A 22285-nucleotide genomic window follows, 5' to 3' on the forward strand; every position below is an offset into this window, starting at 1 on the left:
CGATAAAAAACCACCCGGCTTCGCAACCGGGTGGTTTTCCTTGGGCGGGCAGGACCTCAGCCGTGCAGGTCGAAGCGGTCGGCCTCCATGACCTTGGTCCAGGCGGCGACGAAGTCGTCCACGAACTTCCGGCCGGCATCGCTGGCCGCATACACCTCGGCCAGGGCGCGCAGCTGCGCATTCGAGCCGAACACCAGGTCGGACACCGTGCCGGTCCACTTGAGGTCGCCGGTCTTGCGGTCGCGGCCCTCGAGGATGTCGCGGTTGCCTTCCGAGCGCTTCCACTTGGTGCGCATGTCGAGCAGGTTGGTGAAGAAATCGCTGCTCAGCGTGCCCGGGTTCCTGGTGAACACGCCGTGCTTGCTGCCCTTGTAGTTGGCGCCCAGGGAACGCAGGCCTCCGACCAGCACCGTCATCTCCGGGGCGCTCAGCCGCAGCAGCGCGGCGCTGTCGACCAGCATTTCGGCCTCGGAGCCTTCGAACCCCTTGGCGACGTAGTTGCGGAAACCGTCCACCTTGGGCTCGAGCGGCGCGAACGACTCGGCGTCGGTCATCTCGTCGGTGGCGTCGGTGCGGCCCGCATGGAAGGGCACGGTGACGTCGAAGCCGCCCTTCTTCGCCGCTGATTCGATCGCCGCATTGCCGGCCAGCACGATCAGGTCGGCCATCGAGATCTTCTTGCCGCCGCTGGCGGAGGCGTTGAAGTCCTTCTGGATGCCCTCGAGCGTGGACAGCACCTTGGCCAGCTGCTCGGGCTGGTTCACCTCCCAGTCCTTCTGCGGCGCAAGGCGGATGCGGGCGCCGTTGGCGCCGCCGCGCTTGTCGCTGCCGCGGTAGGTCGAGGCCGAGGACCAGGCGGTGTAGACCAGCTGCTGGGTGGTCAGGCCCGAATCGAGCACCTTCTTCTTCAGCGCGGCCACGTCCTTGTCATCGACCAGCGGATGGTCGACATCGGGCACCGGGTCCTGCCAGATCAGCACTTCCTTGGGCACGTACTTGCCCAGGTAGCGATTGCGCGGTCCCATGTCGCGGTGGGTCAGCTTGAACCAGGCCCGCGCGAAGGCGTCGGCGAATTCGTCCGGGTTGTCCTTGAAGTGGCGCGAGATCTTTTCGTAGGCCGGGTCCATGCGCATGGCCATGTCGGCCGTGCTCATCATCAGCTTTTCCTTGCGGCCCGGATCGTGCGCGGCCGGGGCCATGTCTTCTTCCTTCAGGCCTTTTGCCTGCCACTGCTGCGCGCCGGCGGGGCTCTTGGTCAGCTCCCAGTCGTACTTGAACAGCACGTCGAAGTAGCTCATGTCCCACTTGGTCGGGGTCGGCGTCCACGCGCCTTCCAGGCCACTGGTGGTGGTGTGGCCGGCCATGCCCGACTCGTAGCCATTGATCCAGCCGAAGCCCTGGTTCTCGATGTCGGCGCCTTCGGGTTCGACCTGCACCAGCGACGCGTCCCCGGCGCCGTGCGCCTTGCCGAAGGTGTGGCCGCCGGCGGTCAGGGCGACGGTCTCGTAGTCGTTCATGGCCATGCGCGCGAAGGTGTCGCGGATGTCGCGGGCCGAAAGCAGTGGGTCCGGATTGCCGTCCGGGCCTTCCGGGTTCACGTAGATCAGGCCCATCTGCACCGCGGCCAGCGGATTGGCCAGGTCGCGCTCGCCGGAGTAGCGGCTGTTTTCCTTGTCGCTGGTGGACAGCCATTCCTGCTCCGGACCCCAGAACACGTCGGCCATCGGCTCCCAGATGTCGCTGCGGCCGCCGCCGAAACCGAAGGTCTTGAAGCCCATCGATTCAAGCGCGACGTTGCCGGTAAGGATGAACAGGTCGGCCCAGGACAGCTGCTTGCCGTACTTCTGCTTGATCGGCCACAGCAGGCGGCGCGCCTTGTCGAGGTTGCCGTTGTCGGGCCAGCTGTTGAGCGGCGCGAAACGCTGGTCACCGGTGCCACCACCGCCGCGTCCGTCCTGGATGCGATAGGTGCCGGCGGCATGCCAGGCCATGCGGATGAAGAAGGGACCGTAGTGGCCGTAGTCGGCCGGCCACCAGTCCTGGGAATCGGTCATCAGGGCGTGCAGGTCCTTGATGACGGCGTCGAGGTCGAGCTTCTTGAACTCTTCGCGGTAGTCGTAGTCCTCGCCCATCGGGTTGGCCCGCGGCGAATGGCCGTGGAGGATGCCGAGGTTGAGCTGGTTCGGCCACCAGTCCGCGTTGGTCCAGGCACCGGTGATGGCCTGGCTGCGGCTTCCGCCCGAGAAGGGGCATTTTGCTTCGTTGGACATGGCGTTCTCTCCTGGATCCGCGGATGGTCAGGACAGAGTGGCCCTCCCGTTCCGATAGGTGAAGTTCTTTTTTCCAATGGCTGTCATAGGGATTGACTATCGAAGTGGCCCCACCTCGCCGTTGCGGGGGCTTAACAGGCCCGCGTGATAGCCTCCGGGCTCGTTTTCATGCCCCGGAGCCTCTCCATGCGAACCACTCGCACCCCGCTTGCCCTCGCTTTCGCCCTTTCCCTGGGCCTGGCCGCCTGCAGTCCGGCTTCCGAGGAGCCCGCCGCCGCGCCGGAAGCCGCCGCGGAAGCCATGGCCGCCGACGACGCCGAAACCGCCGATCGCGACGCCCAGACCGACCCGATGGACGCCGTCCTTGCCGGTAACTGGCGCGACGCCGACAACATGGCCCGCGACACCTGGCGCCACCCGCGTGAAACCCTGGCCTTCTTCGGCGTCGGCCCCAGCCAGACCATCGTCGAGATCTCCCCGGGCGGCGGCTGGTACACCGAAATCCTGGCCGCGCTGCCGGGCGAGAAGGGCAGCTACATCGGCGTGATCAACGACCCGGCGAAGTCGGGCAACGAACGCGCCCAGACCTACTACACCGAAGCCAACACCAAGCTGCGCGACAAGCTGGCGGCGCGCCCGGACGTTTACGGCGATGCGACCCTGGTCGAGATCGACCCGAAGGCGCCCGCGTTCGGCGAGCCCGGCTCGGCCGACGTGGTGCTGACCTTCCGCAACGTGCACAACTGGGTGATGGCCGGCAACGAAGCCGAGATGTTCCAGTCCTTTTACGACGTGCTGGTGCCGGGCGGCGTGCTGGGCGTGGTCGAACACCGCGCCGCGGCGGGCAAGACCCTGGCCGAGGTGAAGACCTCCGGCTACCTGCCCGAGGACTACGTGATCGGGCTGGCCGAAGCGGCGGGTTTCGTTCTCGAGGAAAAGAGCGAGATCAACGCCAACCCGGCCGACACCAAGGACCACCCCAACGGCGTCTGGACGCTGCCGCCGGGCAATAACCACGAAGAAGCCGACGGCGCCAAGTACGCCGCCATCGGTGAAAGCGACCGCATGACCCTGCGCTTCGTGAAGCCCCAGCCCGAGTCTGCCCCGGCCGAATAAGCCGCCGGCCACGCTGTTCCGGAAGCCCTCCGCAAGGAGGGCTTCTTCGTTTCAGGCCTGCACCGCCTCGCCGGTCTGCAGGCGCCAGAGGGCGGCGTAGGGGCCGTCCCGGGTCAGCAGGTCGTCATGGCTGCCCGATTCGACGATGCGGCCGGCGTCCATCACGTGGATCACGTCGGCATGGCGCACGGTGCTCAGCCGATGCGCCACCACCAGGGTGGTGCGACCCCGCGCGGCGCGGGCCAGCGAACGCTGGATCGCGGCTTCGGTTTCGTTGTCCACCGCCGACGTGGCTTCGTCGAGCACCAGGACCTTCGGGTCGCGGTAGAGCGCGCGCGCCAGGGCGATACGCTGGCGCTGGCCGCCGCTGAGGTTGCCGCCGCGTTCGCCGACCTCGCTGTCGTAGCCCAGCGGCAGTGCGTCGATGAAACCGTGGGCCTCGGCGGCGCGCGCCGCCGCCTCCACGCGGGCGCGGTCGGGCTGGCGTTCGCCGTAGGCGATATTGTCGGCGACGGTGCCGTCGGTCAGGAAGGGTTCCTGGGCGACGTAACCCACGGCACGGCGCAGCGACGCCGGCGCGATATCCGCGACGTCGCTGCCATCGAGCAGCAGGCGACCCTGCTTCGGGTCCAGGAAACGCAGCAGCAGCTTGAGCAGCGTCGACTTGCCGGCACCGGTGCCGCCGACCAGGGCGACGGTGGCGCCGGCAGGGATGTGCAGGTTGATGGCCTGCACCGCCATGCGCCCGTCGTAGTCGAAACCAACGTCTTCGAAGCGCAGGTCTCCGCGGGCGTCCGCCGGCACGTCGCCGGTGCCGCGCACCGGCACCGGCATGTCCAGCAGGTCCATCACCCGGTTCACCGACGCCATGGCGCGCTGGTACAGGTCGACCATGTCGGCCAGGCGCGTCAGCGGCCACAAAAGCCGCTGCGTCAGGTAGACCAGGGCCGAATAGCTGCCCACGCCGAGGTCGCCACGCAGGGTCAGCACGCCGCCGTAAAGCAGCGTGGCCACGAAGCCGGCCAGGATCGCCATGCGGATGACCGGCGTGATCGCCGCCGAAAAACGGATGGCGTCGGCATTGCGCGCCCGGAAGCCGTCCGAGGCCTGTCGCAGGTGTTCGGCTTCGAAGTCTTCGGCGGTATAGGCCTGGATGGTGGCCATGCCGGCCAGGTTGTTGTTGAGCCGCGCCGATACCGTGGCCGCGGCTTCGCGCGCCGCGGCATAACGCGGGGCCAGGCGCCGCTGGAACCAGAAGGCGCCGATCAGGATCAGCGGGATCGGCAGCATCGCCAGCGCCGCCAGGCTGGCCGTGAGCACGAAGAAGACGGCGCCGACCAGCAGCGAGGAAACCACCACCTGGATCAGGTCGTTGGCGCCGGTGTTGAGGAAACGTTCGATCTGGTTGACGTCTTCGTTCATCAGCGCCATCAGCCGTCCGCTGCGCTCGCGTTCGATCACCGCCGGCGGCAGCCGCTGCAGGTGGCCGTAGGCGGCCTGGCGCAGGGCGTGCTGCAGCTCCTGGGCCAGCCCGCGCCACTTCACCGCCAGCAGGTATTCGAACAGCGATTCGAGCACCCAGACCCCGATCGACAGCGCCACCAGCAGGTACAGCTGGTGCAGGGGGTCGGGCACGCCCAGCCCGGCCAGGAAGGAGTCCTGCTGGTTCACCACCACGTCCACGGCCACGCCGATCAGCAGCTCGGGCAGCACGTCGAAGAACTTGTTGAGCACCGAATAGACCGCGGCGGCCACGGCGGTGCCGCGGTGGGGGCGGGCGAAGCCGGCAAGCCGGCGCAGCGGGTGTTCGCGGGTCATGGGGGTTCCCTGTGCGGGGCCGGTCCTGGCCCCGGCAGCATTTTCCCATGCGGCGTAGAATAGGCGGATGCTGATCGCCTTCAATAAGCCCTACGGTGTACTGAGCCAGTTCACGGACAAGACGGTGCCGCCGCGACCGACGCTGGCGGGCTTCGACCTGCCGGAAGGCGTCTACGCCGCCGGCCGGCTCGACCAGGACTCCGAAGGCCTGCTCCTGCTCTCGGACGACGGCCCGCTGATCGCCCGCATCAGCTCGCCCAAGTTCCACTGGCCCAAGACCTACCTGGCCCAGGTCGAAGGCGATGCCACCGAGGAACAGCTCACCGCGCTGCGCCAGGGCGTCGAGCTCAAGGACGGCACTACCCGCCCGGCCAAGGCCCAGAAGCTGGTCGGCGCGCCCGACTGGCTGTGGCCGCGCAGCCCGCCGGTGCGCCAGCGCAAGACCGTGGCCGACAGCTGGATCGAGCTGACCATCACCGAGGGCCGCAACCGCCAGGTTCGGCGCATGACCGCCGCCATTGGCCTGCCGACGCTGCGCCTGCTGCGCATCGCCGTCGGCCCGCACCGGCTCGAAGGCCTGCGTCCGGGCCTGTGGCGCGAAGAACCCTTGTAGCCGCCCGTCTGCGGGAGTGAAATGGGGCCAGGCTCCACTTCCGGCGGGAGGGTGCGTGGATTTCAAGGACCATTTCTCGGGACACGCGGCCGACTATGCCGCGGCGCGCCCCACTTACCCGCATGCGCTCTTCCAGTGGCTGGCCGACCAGTGCCGGCACCACGACCTGGTGTGGGACGTGGGCTGCGGCAACGGCCAGGCCAGCCTGGCGCTGGCGCACTGGTTCAACCGCATCCACGCCAGCGACGCCAGCCAGGCGCAGATAGACAGCGCGCCCGAACACCCGCGCGTGACCTGGCGCGTCGAGACCGCCGAACACTGCACGCTGCGCACCGACACCGTCGACCTGGTCACTGCGGCGCAGTGTTACCACTGGTTCGACCAGGAACGTTTCTGCCATGAAGCCCTGCGGGTGCTCAAACCCGACGGCCTCTGCGCCGTGTGGTGTTACGGCAGGTCGCGGGTAAGCCGCGACGTCGATGCGGTTTTCCACGAACTCTACGAAGACCGGCTGGGACCCTACTGGCCGCCCGAACGCCGCCATGTCGAAGACGGCTACCGGCACCTGCCGTTCCAGTTCGAGGCCCTGGGCGAAATACCACGCCTGGAAATGACCCAGGCCTGGACGCTGGCCCAGTACCTGGCCTATTTGCGCAGTTGGTCAGCCAGCCAGCGTTACCTGGCCGAAACCGGCCGCGACGCGGTGACCGAGCTGGCAACGAAGTTTGCCGAAGCCTGGGGTGACCCGGACGCCACGCGCGAAGTGGACTGGCCGTTGAGCATCCGCGCGGGACGGTCGCCGCCGGCGGACTGACGGCATCGTGCCGGGCCCATCGGACCCGGCACGATGTCGCTGCTTCTCAGCGCGCGGACTTCTTCGCCGCCGACTTGCGGGCAGCGGTCTTGCGGGTCGAAGCCTTCTTGGCCGGCGCCTTCTTGGCGGCGGACTTGCGCGCCGTCGACTTGCCGGTGGCCTTCTTCGCGGGCGCCTTCTTCGCGGGCGCCTTCTTGGCAGCAGCCTTTTTCGCCGTGGCTTTCTTGGCGGCCACCTGGGTGGACTTCTTGGCAGTGGCACCGGCTGCGGCGGCCTTCTTGCGCTTGTTCACCGCGTAAACGGCGGCGCCCACGGCAGCCAGTGCGGCGGCGCCGACGGCGGTGCCGACCGGGTGCTTGCGCACGGCCTTGATCGCGGCGCTGGAGCCACGCTTGACGGCGGCGGCGCCGGCACCGGCGCTGACCAGCGCGCCAGCCTTCTTGGCCAGGTCGGCCTTGTTCCAGGATTTTTTCGCCTTGGCGCCGGCATCACCCAGCTTGGCCATGGCGGTCGAAACGATCTTGTTCGTCTTGCTCATGTCGGGTCTCCGGAAATCATTGGGTGGTGCGAGGGACTTGCCGATACAGCCTAACCCGAAAGACATGAACGCAGCGCAGCAGGACGCCCGGCCGTCTAGGTGCCACGCGGCTTGGCGCGGTGGGTGGCCGTGGCGGTCCAGGGGTCATCCGGCCAGGGATGGCGTGGATAGCGGCCCTTCATTTCCTTGCGCACTTCCGGGTAGGTGTTGTGCCAGAAGCTGCGCAGGTCCTGGGTGACCTGCAGGGGTTTGCCGCCCGGCGAGAGCAGGTGCAGCAGCACCGGCACGCGGCCGTCGGCCACCCTCGGTGTGTCGGCCAGGCCGAACAGTTCCTGCAGTTTCACCGCCAGCACCGGCGCGCTGCCCAGGGCATAGGTCACCGGGCGATCCTGGCCCGAAGGCACGCAGATCCGCCGCGGCGCCAACGTATCGATGCGCTGGCGAAGCGACCAGTCCAGGCCGGACTTGAGGGCTTCGCCCAGGGATTGCTCGTCGAGTGCGTCCAGCCGGGTCTTGCCGGTGAAGGCCGGCAACAGCCACTGCTCTCGGGAGGCCAGCAGCGCCTCGTCCGACAGGTCGGGCAGGCCCAGCTCGGGCAGCCATTCGCGCAGGCAGCGCACGCGTTCGCGCCACTGCCTCAGGGCGTCGGTCCAGGGCAGCGCGTCCAGGCCCAGTTCGCCGACGGCGTCGGTCAGGGCCTGTGCGGCCAGCGCCGGGTCGGGCCGGCCGGCCGGTTTGGATTCGAGCGTGATGCGGTCGAAGCGGCGCTCGCGGCGGCTGACCAGGGCGCGCGCATCGGCGTCCCAGCGCACCACGTCGCCTTCGAAAAACCGCTCGGGGAAGTCGCGTTGCAGCCTCGCCTCGTCCACCGGCGCGGCGCGCAGCACCAGCGAATCGCGCGATTCGAAGCGCAATTCGCTGGCGACCAGCCAGGGTTCGCCGAACACCGCGCTGTCGTCGAACAGGCGTGCCATGCGGCCATTGGCCAGCTGGTAGCGGCGCGGGTCGGCGGGATGCTGGCGCGCGATGCGGTCGGGGAAAGCGTGTGCCAGCAGGTCGCCCAGGCGGTGTGCCGGCGCGTCCGCGGGCGGCGCTGCCTCGCAGCGAAGACGTCGGCGCCACTGCCGGGCGGCGGCGTCGATGGCGGCCAGGGCGCCACGGTTGGCCTGCCCCGGCGCGCGACCGGCCCGGAACGCGGCCAGCGCCTGCCAGCGTGCCGCCAGGGCGTCGCTGCGTTCGCGCAGCGGGTCGCGGGCTTCGACCAGGGCGGCGAGGTCGCAGGCCAGGGCGGTGTCTTCGGGCACGGTCGGGGCGTGCAGCATCGCGGCCAGGCGCGGGTGGGTGCCCAGCGCCAGCAGCCGGCGGCCGAAGTCGGTGATGCGCGCGTCGGCGTCGAGCGCGCCCAGCCGCTGCAGCAGTTCACGCGCGGCGGCCATCGCGCCGGACGGCGGCGGGTCGGGGAAGCGCAGCGCGTCGCTGCCCCAGGCCGCCAGCTCCAGCGCCAGGCCGGCGAGTTCGACCTGGGCGATCTCCGCCGTACGCATCGGTTCCAGGCGCTGCGACTGCGGCCACAGGCGGTAGGCCCAGCCTTCGGCAACGCGGCCGGCGCGACCGGCGCGCTGGTCGGCCGAGGCCTGGGAAATCGCCACGGTTTCGAGCCGGGAAAACCCCGAGTTGGGGTCGTAGCGTGGCTCGCGCGCCTGGCCCAGGTCGATCACCACGCGCACGCCGGGCAGGGTCACCGAACTTTCGGCGACGTTGGTGGCCAGCACGATCCGGCGGCGCCCCTGCGGGTCGGGGCTTAGCGCCGCGGACTGCTGGTCCACCGACAGGTCGCCGTGCAAGGGCAGCACCTGGATGTCACCGGCGATTGCCGCTTCTGCGCCGAGCGCCGCCAGCGCCTGCGCGATTTCCCGCTGCCCCGGCAGGAACACCAGCAGGTCGCCGGGATGTTTTTCCAGGGCTTCGGCAACGCAGCGCCGCAGCTGCGCCGTCGTGCTTTCTTCGCGGCGCGCGGGGAAGTGCGCCACCGTCACCGGGAAACTGCGGCCGGCGCTGGTCAGCCGCGGGGCGTCGAGGAAACGCGCCAGCGCCTCACCGTCGAGCGTGGCCGACATGACGACGATGCGCAGGTCGGGGCGCAGCTGGGACTGCACGTCCAGGGCCAGGGCCAGGCCCAGGTCGCCGGCGAGATGGCGTTCGTGGAACTCGTCGAAGATGATCGTCGCCACGCCTTCCAGGGTCGGATCGTCCTGCACCATCCGGGTCAGGATGCCTTCGGTGACCACTTCGATGCGGGTGCGCGCGGAGACCTTCGATTCGAAGCGGATGCGGTAGCCCACCGTCTCGCCCGGCGCTTCGCCACGTTGGCGGGCCATGAAGCCGGCGGCGGCGCGGGCAGCCACGCGTCGCGGTTCGAGCATCAGGATGCGGCCGTCGCCACGCCAGGGCGCGTCGAGCAGCGCCAGCGGCACCTGGGTGGTCTTGCCGGCGCCGGGCGGCGCCTCGAGCACCAGGCGCGGATGCCCGGCGAGGCTGCTCAGCAGCTCCGGCAACAGTTCGGAAATGGGGAAGTCAGGCCCGGCCACGGCGCGCAGTGTAGCCGCCCGGCCCGAACGGGGTCAGGGACCATTTATGTTTCAATGGCGCGCTTTGGACAGACACGTTCCCTGACCCGATCCTATGGACCTGATCGACATCGGCGCCAACCTGGGCCACGAAAGTTTCGACCACGATCTCGACGCTGTCCTGGCGCGTGCCCGCGCCGCCGGCGTACACAGGATGGTGGTCACCGGTGCCAGCCGGGCCGGCTCGGTGCGGGCGCTGGAGCTGGCGCGCGCGCACCCCGGCCTGCTGTGGGCCACGGCGGGCATCCACCCGCACCACGCCGTTGAATGCACGGCCGAGGCCATCGCCGAGCTGCGTGCACTGCAGGCCGCGCCTGAGATCGTCGCCGCCGGCGAGTGTGGGCTCGACTACCACCGCGATTTTTCGCCGCGCCCGGCGCAGCGGCTGGCTTTCGAACGCCAGCTGGAGCTGGCCGCCGAAACCGGCCTGCCGCTGTTCCTGCACCAGCGGGACGCCCAAGACGACTTGATGGCCATCATGAAGGGCTTCGAAGGCAAGCTCGGCCCGGTCGTCGTGCACTGTTTCACCGGCACGCGCGAGGAATGTTTCGACTGTCTCGACCAGGACTGGTACGTCGGCATCACCGGCTGGCTGTGCGACGAACGCCGCGGCCGCCACCTGCGCGAGTTCGTCAAGGACATCCCGGCCCGGCGCCTGATGGTGGAAACCGACGCTCCCTACCTGTTGCCGCGCACCGTCCGGCCGATGCCGAGCCATCGCCGCAACGAGCCCATGTACCTGGCGCACATCGTCGAGGAGCTGGCGCGCGATCGCGGCGAGGACCTGGCCACGACGGCGGCGGCGACCACGGCCGCCGCCGCGACGTTCTTCGGCCTGCCCGACCCCGCCTGAGCCCCGCGCGGCGATGCGCTTCAGTCGTCGACCGGCAGGCCGTGGCGACGACCGTAATCGAGCGCCTGCTGGCGGAACTGGTCTTCCAGGGCCTTCATGCGGGCACGCTCGCGTTCGCGGCAGACCCGGCCGTCCGGGCCTTTCGGACAGGCGTCCAGCGCCTCCTGGATACCGCGAGCCTGCGCCTGCAGCGACAGCCCCTGCTGGCCGATCTGCACGGCTTCATCCACGCCCTGGGCGGTGAAGGCCGTGACGAAGCGGTACAGCGAGGTGTCCTGGCTGGCGCGGGCGGGAACCAGATCGACGAGATCCATCACCAGGTCGCCGCCGTCCGCGTCCATGCCCTCCACGCGCAGGCGCTTGACGGTGCGGTTGCTGCGCACGCGGAAGTCCTTCATCACGCCCACGCCCAGGCCCAGGAAAGGCATCTGGGTAGCCACCGTGCTGGTGCCGCGGTCGAACCACATCTGCAGGTTGGCGTCCTGGCCGCGGCCACGCAGGCCCTGGGCACCACCGCCGGGGCCTTCGCCCAGGGTCTGCGGGGTGCTGGCGATCGACGCCAGGAATTCCCGGTGCCAGCCCATGTCACGCAGCCATCCGAAGGCCGCGCCGAGGTTTTCGCCCAGCAGCAGGCAGGCAGGCCCCAGGTCCTGGTGTTGGCCACAGGCCATGAAGTCGCCGTCCGCCTGCCGGATGACGAACTCCAGCCGGCCCTGTGCGAACTCGCCGCCCGGCCACCACGCGCCCAGGCCCGATGCCGGGATCATCATGCTGTTGTCGGCCGAGTTCACGTAGTAGCTGATCGTGCCGATGCCCTCGGATGAATCGATGCGCTGGCGGATGCGCAGGTCGAATCGGTACAGGCCCAGCTCGCTTTCGGGGTTGGCCGGAAAGCGGCTGTTGGCGCTGAAATCCGCGCCCTCTGCGACAGGCGGCGCACTGGCAAGGACCAGGGCTGCGGCCAGTGAGAGGCCCAGCCACCCCTTGCGTGGGTGGGCAGCGGCCGCGACCCTTGAACGCATCGGGAAGAAGCAGCGACGAAAGCGCATGGGGAACTCCTGCGGTGGTTTCCGGGGGACTCCAAGCAATACGCTAACCGAAGGCCCGCCGTGCCACTAGCCGATGTCAGGTGCGCAGCCCGACCCCGCGCTTGAGCAACCACAGGGCCAGCGTACCCAGGCCGAACACGAAGGCCAGCATCAGCGCGAAGGCCACGGCCATGGACACGTCCGACTGGCCCAGCAGGCCATAGCGGAAGGCATTGACCATGTAGAAGATCGGGTTGAGGTGGGTGGCCGTCTCGGCCCAGGCCGGCAGCAGCTTCACCGAATAGAACACGCCGCCCAGGTAGGTCAGCGGGGTCAGGATGAAGGTCGGCACGATGGCCACGTCATCGAACTTCTTGGCGTACACGGCGTTGACGAAACCCGCCAGGGAAAAGATCACCGCACCCAGCACGACCGTCGCCAGCGTCACCAGCGGATGCGGGATGCGCACCGTGGTGAACAGCATCGCGATGCACAGCACGATCGCCCCGACCATGAGCCCGCGCAGCACGCCGCCGGCGACGTAACCGCCGAGGATCACCCAGTTGGGCATCGGGCTGACCAGCAGTTCCTCGACGTGGCGGCCGAACTTGGCGCCGAAGAAGCTCGAGCTGATGTTGCCGTAGGCGTTCTGGATGATCGACATCATCACCAGGCCCGGCACGATGAAGTCCATGTAGCTGATGCCGTCCATCGTCCCGATGCGCGAGCCGATCAGGTTGCCGAAGATCAGGAAATACAGCGTCATCGTGATCGCCGGCGGCACCAGGGTCTGGCCCCAGATGCGCAGGATGCGCGCGACTTCGCGGCGGGCGATGGTGAACAGCGCCACCAGGTTCGGGTTGCTCATGGCCGCCGCTCCTGCGCAGCCTGCAGCGGCGGCATCGGGGCGTCCGCGTCCGGCAGCTCCGGGTTGCCGGTCAGGCGCACGAACAGTTCCTCGAGCCGGTTGGACTTGGTGCGCATCGAGCGGACCCGGATGCCGGCGCCGTCCAGCGCGGCGAACACGCGGTTGAGGTCCATGTCGCGCGGCATCTCCAGGTCGATCGTGTGGTCGTCTTCGGCCAGCAGGGTGGCCCGTTCGATGTGCGGCAGCGAGGCCGGCAGCGCACCCATCACGTCGATGAGGAAACCTTCGACGTCGAGTTTGGCCAGCAGCGTCTTCATCGGGCCTTCCTCGATGATGCGGCCGTGGTCGATGATCGCCAGGTTGCGGCACAGGCTTTCGGCTTCCTCGAGGTAGTGCGTGGTGAGGATGACCGTGGTGCCGGCGGCGTTGACCTCCTTGAGCGTCTTCCACATGCCGCGGCGGATCTCGATATCGACGCCGGCGGTGGGTTCGTCGAGGATCAGCAGCTTCGGCCGCGTCATCATGGCGCGCGCGATCATCAGGCGGCGCTTCATGCCGCCCGACAGCGTGCGCGACATCTTGCGCGCCTTGTCCCACAGCTGTGCCTTCCTGAGCTCTTCCTCGGCGCGAACCAGGGCCTCGTCGCGCGGGATGCCATAGAACCCGGCGTAGTTGACCAGGATGTCGAGCGGCTGCTCGAACATGTTGAAGTTGATCTCCTGCGGCACCAGCCCGACCAGGCGCATGGCCTGCGACCGGTCGGCGTGGAGGTCGACGCCGAACACGCGGACTTCACCCGCGCTCTTGTTCACGAGCGAGCTGACGATGCCGATAAGGGTGGACTTTCCGGCGCCATTGGGGCCGAGCAGGGCGTAGAAATCGCCTTCCTCGACGCGCATTGACACGCCCTTGAGGGCTTCGACGCCATTGTCATAGGTCTTGCGGAGATCCCTGATCTCCAGCGCGGGTTGCTTCTGCATGGGGCTCCTGGGCCGGCCGGCGCTGCGCCGGTGGGCTATGGGGCCTTATTATAGGCGCCTTGCCGCCTTGGCCCCCCGGGCCCCGGCGGCACACTGTTTCCCATTCCCGGAGTCCGTATTGGCCATCGTGCATTTCCCGCTTCGCGTGGTCGGCAGCCGCATGCTCGCCCCCAGCGTGCGCCACCTCGAATTTGCCCGTGACGACGGCCAGCCGCTCGATTTCATCCCCGGCCAGTTCATCCAGGTGCATTTCAACTACGCCGACGGCACGCCGACCAAACGCAGCTATTCCCTGGCGACCATGCACGACCACGCCCTGGGCCCGGGCGAAGCGGTGGAGATCGCGGTCAGCTACGTCGCCGGCGGCGCCGCCACGGCGCTGTTCGAGGCGCTCGACGAAGGCCAGCAGATCCAGGCTTCCGGCCCCTACGGCCGCTTCTGCCTGATGCCCGGCGACAGCAACCGCCGCTACCTGCTTATCGGTACCGGCACCGGCGTCACGCCCTATCGCGCCATGCTGCCGCGGCTGGCCGAGCTCATCCGCGAACGCGGCATCGAGGTCGTGCTGCTGTTCGGCTGCCGTACGCCGCAGGAACTGCTTTATGGCGAAGACTTCCGCGCTTTCGCCGCCGCCAACCCGGGATTCCGTTTCGTGCCCTGCTTCAGTCGCGAGCTGCCCGCCGATGCCGCCCCGGACGACCGGCGCGGCTACGTGCAGGATGCCCTGGCCGACTTCGCGCCTTCGGCCGAGGGCGACATCGCCTACCTGTGCGGCAACCCGAACATGGTCGACGCCTGTTTCGAGACCCTGAAGGCCGCCGGCCTGCCGGTTCCGCATATCCGCCGCGAAAAATACGTCAGCAGCAAATAAGGCCGGTTCCCGCGTCACGTTTCGGCGTCCCGGGACGTCTGTCATCCTGTGGGCCGCTTTTGGCCCGGATGGGAGAGTCCATGAAATCCTCGCTCTTTACGCTGGCGCTTGTGGCGCTGCTGGTACCGCCCCAGGCGGAAGCCCGCAGGATCGGCCAGCTTGAATTCACCGACTGCGACCTGGCCCAGCCGGGTACCGGCGCCACCAGCCGGTTCGAGTGCGCCACCCTTGAAGTGCCCGAAAACCCCGACGCCCCCGACGGCCGCAAGCTGGTGCTGAAGGTCGGCCTGGCCCCGGCGCGCTCGTCCGAACCCGCCTCCGACATGGTGCTGTTCATCGCCGGCGGGCCCGGGCAGTCGGCCACCGAGACCTTTCCTTCCGCCGCCGGGGGATTCGCCCGCCTGCGCGAGAAGCGGCACGTCGTGTTCATCGACCAGCGCGGCACCGGCGAAGGGCATCGGCTGGCCTGCGATTTCCCGGAGGAGATGGCCGAGATCGCCGGATCGGACGAAAAGCAGGTGGAGATGGCCCTCGATTGCCTCGCGTCCTTCGATGCAGACGTTGCGCAATACACCACGTCGGTGGCGGTGACCGACATCGAGGCGCTGCGCCAGGCCCTGGGCGCGCCGGCGCTGAACGTGTACGGCGGCTCCTACGGCACCCGCGTTGCCCAGGAATACGCGCGCCAGTATCCCGACGGCGTACGCAGCCTGCTGCTCGACGGCGTGGTGCCGCCCGGACTGGCCCTGGGCAGCGAACACAGCATCAACCTGGAAGCTTCGCTCAAGGCCATCCTCGGACGCTGCGCCGGCGAACCCGCCTGCCGCGACGCGTTTGGTGATCCGTATCGCACGCTGTATGCCCTGCGCGACCGCGCCCGTGCGAACCCGTCGACGGTGCCGGTGCCGGACCCGCGCACCTTCATCACCCGCGAGCTTCGCCTCGACGAATCGGCGGTGGCGGTTATCGCCCGCCTGTTCGCCTACGCCCCGGAAACCGCCGCCCTGCTCCCGCTGCTTCTCGACGAAGCGCACAAGGGCCGGCCGCAGCCGCTCCTGGCCCAGGCGGCGCTGATCTACGACGAGCTGACGGGGCAGATCAACCACGGCATGCAGCTGTCGGTGATCTGCGCCGAGGATGCGCCGCGCCTGGCCGAACGCAGCGAAGACGCCGAACTGATCCTGGGCAACGCCATCGTCGGCGTCACGCTCAACCAGTGCAGTGTCTGGCCAAGCGGCCCGGTGTCGGAGAACTTCCGCGAACCCTTGGCCAGCGAGGTGCCGACGCTGTTGATGTCGGGTGAGCTCGACCCGGTGACGCCTCCGGGCTACGCCGACGAGGTGGCGAAATCGCTGCCGCGTTCCCGCCACCTGGTCGGCAAGGGCCAGGGCCACATCCTGCTTTCGCGCGGCTGCACGCCGCGCCTGGCGGCCGAATTCGTCGATTCGCTCGATCCGGCCGGCCTCGATACGGCGTGCCTCGACGTGCTCGACGCCTCACCCTTCTTCCTGGATTACAACGGAGCCGCGCCATGATCGAGGTCCTCGACCTGCACAAGGCCTTTGGCAAGGTCCAAGCCGTGGACGGCGTCAGCTTCCGCGCCAACGACGGCCAGATCACCGGCCTGCTGGGGCCCAACGGCGCCGGCAAGACCACCTCCCTGCGCATGCTCTACACCCTGCTGCGGCCCGACCGTGGCCAGGTCCTGGTGGACGGCGTCGATGCCGCCAAGGATCCCGAGGCGGTGCGCCGCCGGCTGGGCGTGCTTCCCGATTCGCGCGGTCTGTACAAGCGCCTCAGCAGCCGCGAGAACATCCGCTACTTCGGCCGCCTGCACGGCATCGACGACGCCACCATCGCCGCACGCACGCAGACCCTGGTGGAGGCGCTGGACATGGGCGACATCATCGACCGGCGCACCGAAGGTTTTTCCCAGGGCCAGCGGGTGAAGACCGCGATCGCCCGCGCGCTGGTGCACGACCCACGCAACGTGATCCTGGACGAGCCCACCAATGGCCTGGACGTGATGGCCACGCGGGCCATGCGCCGATTCCTCCACCAGCTGCGCGACGAGGGCCGGTGCGTGCTTTTCTCGAGCCACATCATGCAGGAGGTGGCGGCGCTGTGTGACCGCATCGTCATCATCGCCCACGGTCGCGTCGTGGCCGAAGGCACGGCGGACGAACTGCGCGCCCAAACCGGCGAGAGCAATCTTGAAGACGCCTTCGTCAAGGCGATCGGCACCGAAGAAGGACTGATGGCATGAGCGCCGCGACTACTGTTTTCCTGAAGGAAGTCACCGAGAACCTGCGCGACCGCAAGACGGTCTTCAACGCCCTGGTGATGGGGCCGCTGCTGGGCCCGATCTTCTTCGTGATGATGATGAGCTTCATGATCACGCGCGAACTCTCCAACGCCGAAAAGCCGATGGCAGTGCCCGTGGTCGGCGCCGAACACGCGCCCAACCTGGTTGGCTGGCTGAGGCAGCAGGGCGTGGAAATCCAACCGGCGCCCGATGATTCCGAAGCGGCGGTGCGCGCCCGCGACGCCCGTGCGGTGCTGCTGATCCCGGCCGACTACCCGGAACGCTGGCGCGCCGGCGAAACCGCGCAGGTGGTGGTGCTGCACGATAGCTCCGACCGCGATGCCAGGGCGCCAGTGTCACGGCTGTCGGCACTCCTCGACGCCTACGCCAGGCAACAATCGGCGCTGCGGGTCAGCGCCCGCGGCCTGCACCCGGCGGTCCTGTCGCCGGTGGTGGTGGCCCAGCGCGACCTGGCCAGCACCCAGCAGCGCGCCGGCCAGTTGATGAGCTTCCTGCCTTACCTGCTTGTGCTGGGTGCGTTCCTGGGCGGCATGTACCTGGCGATCGACACCACGGCCGGCGAACGCGAGCGTCAGTCGCTCGAACCCTTGCTGGCCAGCCCGGCCTCGCGTGCGCAGATCGTGCTGGGCAAGCTGGGCGCCACCTTCGGTTTCGCGATGGTGTCGATGATGCTCAGCCTGGTGGCTTTCGCCGTGGCGTTCCAGTTCATCCCGCTCGACAAACTGGGCATGAAGGTCGAGTTCGGCGCCAGCCTGATCCTTCGCGCCGGCCTGCTGATGGTGCCGCTGGCCCTGGTTTTCGCCGCACTGCAGACCGTCGTCGCGGCGTACGCCAAGAGCTATCGCGAGGCCCAGACCTACCTGTCGCTGCTGATGCTGCTGCCGATGATCCCCTCGGTGCTGCTGATGGTGTCGCCGATGAAGGGCGAGCTGTGGATGTCGGCCACGCCACTGCTCTCGCAGAACCTGCTGATCATGGCGCTGGCGCGCGGCGAAACCGTGTCACTGCTGGATTTCGCGCTCAGCTTCGGCTGCACGCTGGGCCTGGCTGTCCTGGTGGTCTGGCTGGCGGTGCGGATATACCACCGTGAACAGCTGGCGGTGTCTGCCTGAGCCAGCCCGCTTGCAGGAAAAATAAAAGGCCCGGCGAATGCCGGGCCTTTCTTGTTTCCAGCTTCCGCGGGGTTTACGGGCGGAAGGTGAAGGTGCGGGTGATGGTGGCCGGGCCGTCCATCGGCTCGAAGCGCCAGTCGCGCACGGTGTTGAGCACTTCGCGGTCGAAGGTGCCACGCGGCTGCGAGCGCGTGACGCTGACGTTGGTCACCTCGCCGCTGGCGGCGATGGAAATCTCCACGGTGACTTCGCCGGACACGCCGCTGCGGTAGGCCGCACGCGGGTAGGAAGGCTGTGGCGCACGTACGGCCACCGGGTTGCTGCTGCTGGCCAGGTCGGGGCGCGCCGGTTGCGTCGGTGCCGGTGCCGGCGTAGGCGTGGCCGGCTGGGTCGGGGCCGGGGTGGCCGGCTGCGCAGGCTGGGTCGGGGCCGGGGCGGCCGGCTGGGCCGGCTCCGCCTGCGCCGCGGCGGCGGCAGCCGCGGCGGCGGCAGCGGCCTGGTCGGCGGCACGCTGGGCGGCCAGTTCGGCATCGCGTTCCCGCTGGGCGGCGCGCTCGGCTTCCTGTTCCGCACGTTCGACCACGCCGGCGCGTCCCTTGGCGATGGAGTCCTTGATGCGCGGCAGGGCCGGCGTCTGGGCGTCGGTGCGTTCGACCAGGGCGCGCAGGCGTTCGGCTTCGACGAAGTCCTCGCGGCCGATGGCCTGTTCGGCGGCGATGATGGCGTAGGGCATCAGGTCGATGAGGGCACTTTCTGCAGACGCGTCCGGCTTTTCGCTCTTCTCGCGCAGGGTCAGGTAGTACTCCATGGCGTTGTCGCCAGCGGGCGCGTAGAGCCGCTGCTCGCGCAGGGCCTGGGAACCCCGGCTGCGCAGCTCATCGACGCTCAGGTTGGCGAGCGCGGCTTCGGCGGCCTCCTGGGCTTCCATGGCCGCGAGTTCCTCGGCGCTGGGTCCGGCGGGCTGGGCGGCGGCCGGGGGCTTGCCCGCAGCCGCGTCCGGTTCCGCCTCGTCCTTGGAGCAGGCGGCAAGGCTGAGGCCCAGGGCAAGGGCGATGGCCCAGCTCAAGGCACGGGAGGAGGCGGGCATAGACGCGGTCATTAGGTTTTCCCCTGAAAAGTTAACAAACCATGACGTTCAGCACATAAGAGTTTGGCCGGTTTGTCAAGGCGAAATCGTTATGGGCTGCGATCCGGCTCACGGTTTGGCCCAGCCGGGCCGACGGCCGGGCCCTACTTGCCTATGCAGAAGTCCGCGAAGATCCGCCCCAGCAGGGCGTCTGCGTCAATTCGGCCGGTGATTTCGCCGAGGGCGTCCTGGGCCCGGCGCATTTCTTCCGCCGCCAGCTCGCCGGCTCCGTGATGGAGCTGTTTCGCGGCCTGGGCCAGCAGGACGGCGGCCCGGTCCATGGCTTCGAGGTGGCGGGCCCGCGCGCTGAAGGCGCCTTCGCTGCCCTCGCCCTGCCCGGCCGCGACGCGCAGGCGTCGGCGCAGGTCATCGAGGCCGTCGCCGGTGCGGGCGGACAGCCAGAGGTGTTCGCCGTCGTCGTGGCGTTCGCCGTGCACCTTCGCGCCGCTCAGGTCGGCCTTGTTGTGCAGCCACAACACGGGCACGCCGGCGGGCAGGTCCAGGCGCGCCGTGGCGGGTGCCTGGTCGTCGAGCACGGCCAGGACCAGGTCGGCGCGTTCGAGTTCGGCACGGGCGCGCCGGATGCCCTCGCGTTCGATCTGCTCGGGCGCGTCCCGCAGGCCCGCGGTGTCCACCAGGGTCAGCTCGATGCCATCCAGCAGGATCCGTTCGCGAAGCAGGTCCCGGGTGGTGCCGGCGATGTCGGTGACGATGGCGCGCTCTTCGCCGGCCAGGGCGTTGAGCAGGGACGACTTGCCGGCGTTGGGCGCGCCGGCGATCACCACGTGCAGGCCGTCGAGCAGGCGCTTGCCGCGGCCGGCATCGGCGCGCAGTCGGTCGAGGTCGCCGGCGACGCCACGCAGGCGTTGCTGCAGTTCCGGCGCCGCCAGGAAATCCACTTCCTCTTCGGGAAAATCCAGGGCGGCCTCGATCCATACACGCAGCGCCACCAGGCCCTCGACCACCGCATCAACCCGCCGCGAGAATTCGCCGTCGAGTGAGCGGCGGGCGGCGCGCAGCGCGGCTTCGCTGCCGGCGCTGACCAGGTCGGCCACGGCTTCGGCCTGGGCCAGGTCGAGCCGGCCCTCGAGGAAGGCGCGCTCGGTGAACTCGCCGGGCCGCGCGTGGCGGGCACCCAGGCCCAGGCAGCGGCGAAGCAGCCGCGCCAGCAGCAGCGGGCTGCCGTGGCCCTGCAGTTCCAGCACGTCTTCGCCGGTATAGGACTGGGGTCCCGGGAAGAACAGCAACAGGCCGTCATCGATGACCTCGCCATCGGCGTCGCGGAAGCGCAGGTAATGCGCGTGCCTCGGCGCGGGCGGCCGACCCAGCAGGGTCGCGCCGATGGCGCGACTGCCCGGTCCGCTCAGCCGCACGATGCCGACACCGGCCGCACCGGCCGCCGTCGCAATCGCCGCAATTGTTTCGCGTTGACTGGTCATGGAAGGCGATTTAGCCACGGATGAAAGCCGATGAACACGGACGGGCGCGGAAGCGGGCCATGGAAACGAACGGGGGCGGCCAGCATGGCCGCCCCCGGGGGACAGGATCCGTCGTGGCGCGCGTACTAGCCAGTGGTCGCCGGCGCGGGCTTGGTGCCGTGGCGCTTGGTGATGACCCACTGCTGGGCCAGGCCCAGGATGCCGTTGGTGCACCAGTACAGCACCAGGCCCGAGGGGAAGAAGGCCATCATCACGCCGAAGATCAGCGGCATCGCCGTCATCATCTTCTTCTGCATCGGGTCCATGCCCGGGGTCGGCGTCATCTTCTGGGTGAGGTACAGCACCACCAGGTTGATCGCCGGCAGGATGAAATACGGGTCGGGCGCGGTCAGGTTCTGGATCCAGCCCAGCCACGGCGCCTGCCGCATCTCCACCGACTCGAGCAACATCCAGTACAGCGCGATGAAGACGGGGATGGTCACCAGGATCGGCAGGCAGCCGCCGATCGGGTTGATCTTCTCCTTCTTGTACAGCTCCATCATCGCCATCTGGAACTTCTGCTTGTCGTCGCCGTAACGTTCCTTGAGCGACTCGATGCGCGGCTGGATCGCACGCATCTTGGCGAAGCTCTGGTACTGCTTGGCCGACAGCGGGTAAAGCACCAGCTTGATGATCAGCACCGTCAGGATGATCGCCCAGCCCCAGTTGGCGGTCAGGTCATGCAGGGGCTCGAGCACGTAGTCGAACATCGGCTGGGCGAGGAAGGTGAAGATGCCGTAGTCCAGGGTCAGCTTCAGTCCCGGCGCCACGTCCTGCATCTGCTCCTGGAGCTTCGGGCCCACCCACAGCGTGGCTTCGCGCGTGGTGGCGGTGCCCGGGGCGACCTCGAAGGGCGCACCGACACTGCGCACCAGGTAACGCGGCTGGCCGTTGCCCAGGGTCGCCAGCGAAAAGCGCTGCGGCTCGGCCTCGGCCGGCACCCAGGCCACAAGGAAGTGGTGCTGCAGCAGGGCGATCCAGCCGCCGGTGACGTCGAGGTTGAGCGGGCCGTCCTCGGCGAAGTCGTCGTACTTGCGCTTCTCGAACTTTTCCGACGGGCTGTACCAGGCGCCGCCAGTGAAGCTGTAGGCCTCGGGATTGGTCAGGGCCAGGCCCTTGGACTGGGCCACGGGCGGCACGCGCTGCAGCTGCTGGTAACCGTAACCACGCCAGGCGGCGGCGCCGTCGTTGCGGATTTCCTCGCGCAGGGTCACGGCGTATTCGCCGCGCTCGAGCACCCAGCTCTTGCGCACCGTCAGGCCGGTGCTCGGGTCGGTCCACAGCAGCGGGACCTCCAGGCGGTCCTGGCCGTCGGCGAGGCGGAAGTCGGTGCGGCCGCCTTCGGGGCGGAACAGCGCTTCGTGGTTGGGGGCATTGCCGGCGGTGGCGACCAGGCCGGACTGCGCGACCGAGAAACGCGCGGCATCGTTGTCGAACAGGCGCACCTTGCGCTCGGGTTCATCCTTGTCCACCGGGTACTGCAGCAGTTCCGCACCGACCAGGTTGCCGCCGCGCAGGTCCACGCGCAGGTCCAGCACGTCGGTGCGCACGCGCAGCAGGCCGGGGCTGGCCGCAGCCGGCCCGGCGGCCGCGGGCGTGCCGGCGGCGGCGGGCGCGCCGGGCAGGGCGACGGTGGCCGGCACGGCCGACGCGTCCGGTATCGCACCTTCTTCCGGCAGCGCCGCCGAAGGTTCGGGCAGGGCCGCGACGGGTGACGACTCGGCGGGGTTGGACTCGGCCGGACCCTTGTTCCATTCGAGGAACAGAAGGAAGGCAACGGCAAGCCAGGCAATCAGCAGGAAACTACGGGTCTGGTTCATGGGCAGGCTGCGGGCGCCGGGCAGAAG

The 22285-nt window shown here is 69.0% G+C and carries 18 protein-coding genes; 8 read left to right on the forward strand and 10 right to left on the reverse strand.

Annotation, left to right across the window (positions count from 1 at the left end; all coding sequences use genetic code 11):
• Positions 1-56: 56 nt before the first annotated feature.
• Positions 57-2270, reverse strand: coding sequence for a catalase/peroxidase HPI (katG, locus tag ACYVJH_RS10340; protein ID WP_460454565.1), 2214 nt, complete (start codon positions 2268-2270; stop codon positions 57-59).
• Positions 2271-2456: 186 nt separating this feature from the next.
• Between katG and ACYVJH_RS10345 the strand changes: the two genes are divergently transcribed.
• The gene (locus ACYVJH_RS10345; RefSeq protein WP_460454566.1) at positions 2457-3386 is read left to right on the forward strand and encodes a class I SAM-dependent methyltransferase; all 930 of its coding nucleotides are present in this window, start codon (positions 2457-2459) and stop codon (positions 3384-3386) included.
• Between the two features lie 51 nt (positions 3387-3437).
• On the opposite strand, the gene ACYVJH_RS10350 is transcribed toward ACYVJH_RS10345, so the two are convergent.
• Complete coding sequence (locus ACYVJH_RS10350; RefSeq protein WP_460454567.1) at positions 3438-5204, reverse strand: ABC transporter ATP-binding protein; 1767 nt, start codon at positions 5202-5204, stop codon at positions 3438-3440.
• 67 nt (positions 5205-5271) lie between these two features.
• On the opposite strand from ACYVJH_RS10350, the gene ACYVJH_RS10355 reads away from it, so the two are divergent.
• Together ACYVJH_RS10355 and ACYVJH_RS10360 are read left to right on the forward strand one after the other, a co-directional pair.
• Complete coding sequence (locus ACYVJH_RS10355; protein ID WP_460454568.1) at positions 5272-5817, forward strand: pseudouridine synthase; 546 nt, start codon at positions 5272-5274, stop codon at positions 5815-5817.
• Between the two features lie 55 nt (positions 5818-5872).
• Positions 5873-6631, forward strand: a complete 759-nt coding sequence (locus ACYVJH_RS10360; RefSeq protein WP_460454569.1) for a class I SAM-dependent methyltransferase — start codon at positions 5873-5875, stop codon at positions 6629-6631.
• Positions 6632-6677: 46 nt separating this feature from the next.
• Here the strand turns inward: ACYVJH_RS10360 and ACYVJH_RS10365 are convergent, their stop codons facing one another.
• On the reverse strand, positions 6678-7169 hold the full coding sequence (locus ACYVJH_RS10365) for a hypothetical protein (protein WP_460454570.1): 492 nt from the start codon (positions 7167-7169) through the stop codon (positions 6678-6680).
• 95 nt (positions 7170-7264) lie between these two features.
• Positions 7265-9757 (reverse strand): ATP-dependent helicase HrpB, encoded by a 2493-nt coding sequence (gene hrpB / locus ACYVJH_RS10370; RefSeq protein ID WP_460454571.1) that lies wholly within the window; start codon positions 9755-9757, stop codon positions 7265-7267.
• Positions 9758-9851: 94 nt separating this feature from the next.
• Here hrpB and ACYVJH_RS10375 point away from each other — a divergent pair, with 94 nt between their 5' ends.
• Positions 9852-10649, forward strand: a complete 798-nt coding sequence (locus tag ACYVJH_RS10375; RefSeq protein ID WP_460454572.1) for a TatD family hydrolase — start codon at positions 9852-9854, stop codon at positions 10647-10649.
• A gap of 20 nt (positions 10650-10669) precedes the next feature.
• Here the strand turns inward: ACYVJH_RS10375 and ACYVJH_RS10380 are convergent, their stop codons facing one another.
• From ACYVJH_RS10380 to ACYVJH_RS10390, 3 genes are all read right to left on the reverse strand, one after another.
• Positions 10670-11698, reverse strand: coding sequence for a hypothetical protein (locus ACYVJH_RS10380; protein WP_460454573.1), 1029 nt, complete (start codon positions 11696-11698; stop codon positions 10670-10672).
• A 76-nt stretch (positions 11699-11774) separates the two neighbouring features.
• Positions 11775-12545: an ABC transporter permease gene (locus ACYVJH_RS10385; RefSeq protein ID WP_460454574.1), complete on the reverse strand. Its 771-nt coding sequence runs from the start codon at positions 12543-12545 to the stop codon at positions 11775-11777.
• Positions 12542-13525, reverse strand: a complete 984-nt coding sequence (locus ACYVJH_RS10390; RefSeq protein ID WP_460454575.1) for an ABC transporter ATP-binding protein — start codon at positions 13523-13525, stop codon at positions 12542-12544. Before ACYVJH_RS10390 ends, ACYVJH_RS10385 begins: the two co-directional genes overlap by 4 nt.
• Before the next feature lie 118 nt (positions 13526-13643).
• On the opposite strand from ACYVJH_RS10390, the gene ACYVJH_RS10395 reads away from it, so the two are divergent.
• The 4 genes from ACYVJH_RS10395 to ACYVJH_RS10410 all read left to right on the forward strand — a co-directional run bounded on the left by ACYVJH_RS10395 (position 13644) and on the right by ACYVJH_RS10410 (position 17834).
• A complete protein-coding gene (locus ACYVJH_RS10395; RefSeq protein ID WP_460454576.1) occupies positions 13644-14396 on the forward strand; it encodes an FAD-binding oxidoreductase in 753 nt (250 codons plus the stop codon).
• Between the two features lie 80 nt (positions 14397-14476).
• Positions 14477-15931 (forward strand): alpha/beta fold hydrolase, encoded by a 1455-nt coding sequence (locus tag ACYVJH_RS10400; RefSeq protein ID WP_460454577.1) that lies wholly within the window; start codon positions 14477-14479, stop codon positions 15929-15931.
• Positions 15928-16662: an ABC transporter ATP-binding protein gene (locus tag ACYVJH_RS10405; protein WP_460454578.1), complete on the forward strand. Its 735-nt coding sequence runs from the start codon at positions 15928-15930 to the stop codon at positions 16660-16662. The genes ACYVJH_RS10400 and ACYVJH_RS10405 overlap by 4 nt, the downstream gene beginning before the upstream one ends.
• On the forward strand, positions 16659-17834 hold the full coding sequence (locus tag ACYVJH_RS10410) for an ABC transporter permease (protein ID WP_460454579.1): 1176 nt from the start codon (positions 16659-16661) through the stop codon (positions 17832-17834). Before ACYVJH_RS10405 ends, ACYVJH_RS10410 begins: the two co-directional genes overlap by 4 nt.
• Positions 17835-17907: 73 nt before the next feature.
• On the opposite strand, the gene ACYVJH_RS10415 is transcribed toward ACYVJH_RS10410, so the two are convergent.
• The 3 genes from ACYVJH_RS10415 to yidC form a co-directional block, all read right to left on the reverse strand.
• Positions 17908-18921, reverse strand: a complete 1014-nt coding sequence (locus ACYVJH_RS10415; protein WP_460454580.1) for an energy transducer TonB — start codon at positions 18919-18921, stop codon at positions 17908-17910.
• Positions 18922-19064: 143 nt separating this feature from the next.
• The gene (mnmE, locus tag ACYVJH_RS10420; protein WP_460454581.1) at positions 19065-20399 is read right to left on the reverse strand and encodes a tRNA uridine-5-carboxymethylaminomethyl(34) synthesis GTPase MnmE; all 1335 of its coding nucleotides are present in this window, start codon (positions 20397-20399) and stop codon (positions 19065-19067) included.
• Between the two features lie 125 nt (positions 20400-20524).
• A complete protein-coding gene (gene yidC, locus ACYVJH_RS10425) occupies positions 20525-22258 on the reverse strand; it encodes a membrane protein insertase YidC (protein WP_460454582.1) in 1734 nt (577 codons plus the stop codon).
• Positions 22259-22285 lie beyond the last annotated feature (27 nt).

Source organism: Arenimonas aestuarii, assembly GCF_054781715.1.